The following is a 3504-nucleotide window of genomic DNA, read 5'->3' on the forward strand; positions in this document are numbered from 1 at the left end:
CATCAGCACTGGGCTCGCGGTGAGGCGATGATGCGCGAGGCATTGGGCCAATTGCGGACCGCGGGCGCGACGGCGCACGACAACTACACCGGCGCCATGTCAACGAATTTGGCGATGTGGTCGTGAGCTGGCCGAAGCGACGTCCAACGTTGGTGGCCAAAGCAATTCGCTTCCCCGCTGCCACATCAATTCAAATCCGCGGCATCAGCACGGCGCGAGGCGTTGTCAGCAGCCAGCGGCGACGGCCCTGTCAATCGCTCTTTGGTACACGGCCCTGGCAGCGACGGTTATCCTGGCACTGTCCCCATACTGCTGTCGATCGAGGAGCCATTCGTCCTGCGCGCCGTTCACAGAATTGTGCAGGAGGACGCAACTCTTAGGTTGCGCGGCCGCGTTGGGCGCGGCAACGAGGCCCACCCCGCCGGCCAGTGCCGCAGCTGCCAGCGCGCCAACGGTGATTCTACGAATATTCATGATGATCTGCTCCAAAGGTCTGTCGAAGGTGCCGATCACCTTCGACAGCGACTCTGCCCAGTTCCGGCGGCCGGGAAATCGGTAGGAGTTCCCTATATTTGGTCCGCGATCACCCCATGTTGGTCAGCGCGGAACGTGCCCAGCTTGCGGCCTGTTGGCGGGTGTCGACGCCGAGCTTGGCCAGGATCGCCGAGACATGGTGGTCGACGGTCTTGGGTGAGATGTGCAGGGCGACAGAGATGTCAGCGTTGCGCAGTCCTTCGGCGAGCAGCGCCAGTACATCGAGTTGTCGTTCGGTGAGCTGTGCAGGGTTGTTGCGGGTCGCCCGTCGAGGGCGCCGGGGCAAGCTGCGAACGCCGTGGCGACGGAGCTGGCGCGCTACCAACTCGGCGGCAGGCCACGCGCCAAGGCGGTGCAGCTCCTGCAGCGCCTCGAGCTGGCAGTCAAGGTCGTCGTCCTGGGCCATGGCCAGTGCCATCTGGTAGGGGCAGCCAAGTTCCCTCCACAGCCGGGCTGCGCCCGCCCAGTCGCCTGCCGCCTGTAGGGCGTAAGGCGCGGCCATCCGCGCGCCCGGATCGGTCGTCGCCCCGGCCACCCCCATCCAGTGGCCTAGCTCACCGGCAGCCCATGGGTGGTCGGTTTGGACGGCGAGCCGGTAGGCCTCGGTGACCGTGGCCGCGATTTGCGCCGTCCTTCCGCCGAGCCACGCATTCTCGGCACGTGCGGCGGCCACGGGCCACAGGCGTCGAAGATCACCGGAGGACTTGATAAGCAACCACGCCTTATCGAGCGGGGGCTGCGCGTCCGGGTCGCCGCGGCGGCTCCGCAGCCTGCCAACGACGGTGAGCGCCAAGATGTGGCCGGGCTCGGATGGGGGATGGGAACCGATCACCGCGGCCGCTGCCGCGCCGGCGTCGTCCCACCGACCCTGCTCGAGGTGGCAATGGGCCTGCCACGACAGCGCCAGGTCGTGCAACGCGTCGAGATCTCTTGCGGCACACCAGGTCACGGCTTCACCCAGCCAGCGGTCGGCCCGCTGGTACCGGCGGGTCTCGGCGGTCCCGGCACCAAGGTTGCACAGCATGGCGGCCACACCCAGGTCGTCCCCGGCGCTGCGGGCGGCTTCCAGGCCGGCGGCCAGCAGCTCGACAGCGCGGTCCGGATCGGTCGTCCAGTGCACATTGCCGACCACGCCGAGCGCCTCGGCGAGGGTGTCCACCTGTTCATACCGCTGCGCATAGTTGACCGCGGTGGTGCCCAGCGATACCGCGGCGGCGTCGTCGCCCGCGAGCATGAACAGGCGGGCCAACGCCGCGTGCGCCCGGGCGGGGGCCGGTCCCGGCGGCAGGGCTTCCAGCAGCGCCACCGCCGCGCGCGCCGTGTCCTGCGCCTCCGCCCTGCGACCCGCGTTCCACAGGATGTGCGACCGGCGCGCCATGACGACGACTTCCCGCTCGCCGTTGCCCACCGCGTGCCACAACTCGACCGCACGTGCGGCGGCCTCCAGCGCTTCCGACAATCCGTCGGACGCCGGTGTGCGCGCCGCCGTCCAGTGACTACGTTCGCACGCCTCGACGCGGCCCTCCCACAGCTCCGCCAGCCGGGTGGCCGGCACACCGGCGGCATGGCGAAGCGCGCGCTCATACTGCTCGGCGGCCTCCCGATAAGCGCCGACCCCGACAGCCAACTGGGCGGCGTGTGGGGCGTACCGCTGCACCGCAGCGCTCACGCCGGCCGCGTCGGCGTGATACGACAACCGGGCCGGATCGGCCCCCGGCAGCGTTGCCAGGAACCCGAGGATGCTGCGGTGCAGCTCCGTTGCGCGGGCGACCGGCACGTCGGACTCGATCGCCCGGCGGGCGAGCTCGTGGCGTATGCGTACGGTGTCCCCGTCGCGTAGGAGCATCCCCGATTGGACGGCCTGGTCCAAGGCAACGTCGGCCGGCGCGTCGATCCCGGCGGCGAAAACCGTTGCAACCATGGCGACCTCGGCACCGTCGGGCACCACAGAGACAAGGTCAAGGACAGCACGTGCGCCGTCACTCAGGCGAGCGGCGCGGGCCAGAACGGCGTCGCGCACGGTGGCCGGCACGTGCTCGCTAGGCGCGCCAAGCGTCTCGGTGACGAAGAAGGGATTCCCGCCGGTCACCGCGTACAGCCATGTCGCGTCAGGGCCCGCGGGCCCGGCGAGCTCGGCGACCGCTGCCTGCGAGAGCGACGGCACCGACAGCCGGCGCACCGAACGAACCGTCGCGAGATCTCCGAGCACCCGCCTTATCAGGTGACGGCCGCCCACCTCATCGTTGCGGAGGGTCACCACCACCATGGATGGCAGGTCAGCGACCCGACGCCCCAGGAACACCAAAAGATCCAGGGTGGCCTCGTCGGCCCAGTGGATGTCCTCGATCACCGTCACCGATGGCCTCGCACCGAGTAGATCGAGAAACTCGTTGAACACGATGTGCCGGTCCTGGCTTGCCGCAAGCAGATTGCTCAGCCCGCCCAGGCCCGAGCGTGCAATATCGTGCAATGGGCCCAGCGCCCGCGGGGTGCGGTAGGCGTCGCAAAAGCCGTAGTACACGGCCGCATCGACCGGCAAGTCGTCGCAGAATCGACGCACCAGCGCCGACTTGCCGGCACCGGCCTCCCCGGACACGAACACGATGCACCCCGCGCCGCCGATCGCGCCGACGTGAAATTCCCGCAAGGACTCTAGAAGCGGCTCGCGCTCCAGGAGCTTCACCCACCCAGACTAAGTCGGAGACATGGTCCCATTCGGCCGACTAGCCAAGTGAGCCAACCTTCGAGGGTGCCGCGGTCGAGGCGTAAACCTGCCCACCGCATATGCCGGATAGGGTTGATAGCGGCCGCAGCGCCGGCCACCAGGCGGCGGCACGGCGATCTAGGAGGTGTGGCGATGACTTCCTCTGAGTCGGATGAGTCGATCAGCGCAGACCCCGCCGTTCGCGTTGACCTGGAATCCGTGGCCGCCAACGCCAGCGCGGCCCGTGCGCTGGAGGGCTTGCAGGA

The 3504-nt window shown here is 69.0% G+C and carries 2 protein-coding genes and 1 pseudogene; 1 reads left to right on the forward strand and 2 read right to left on the reverse strand.

Annotated features, from left to right (window positions below; translation table 11 throughout):
* Positions 1-126 (forward strand): annotated as a pseudogene (locus ACZY0B_RS27000) (WXG100 family type VII secretion target); the annotation flags it as partial.
* Positions 127-225: 99 nt separating this feature from the next.
* Here the strand turns inward: ACZY0B_RS27000 and ACZY0B_RS27005 are convergent.
* Together ACZY0B_RS27005 and ACZY0B_RS27010 are read right to left on the reverse strand one after the other, a co-directional pair.
* On the reverse strand, positions 226-513 hold the full coding sequence (locus ACZY0B_RS27005) for a hypothetical protein (RefSeq protein ID WP_463767297.1): 288 nt from the start codon (positions 511-513) through the stop codon (positions 226-228).
* 70 nt (positions 514-583) lie between these two features.
* A complete protein-coding gene (locus tag ACZY0B_RS27010; RefSeq protein ID WP_463767298.1) occupies positions 584-3217 on the reverse strand; it encodes an ATP-binding protein in 2634 nt (877 codons plus the stop codon).
* Between the last annotated feature and the right edge of the window lie 287 nt (positions 3218-3504).

The organism is Mycobacterium sp. IDUB_19, from assembly GCF_055419445.1.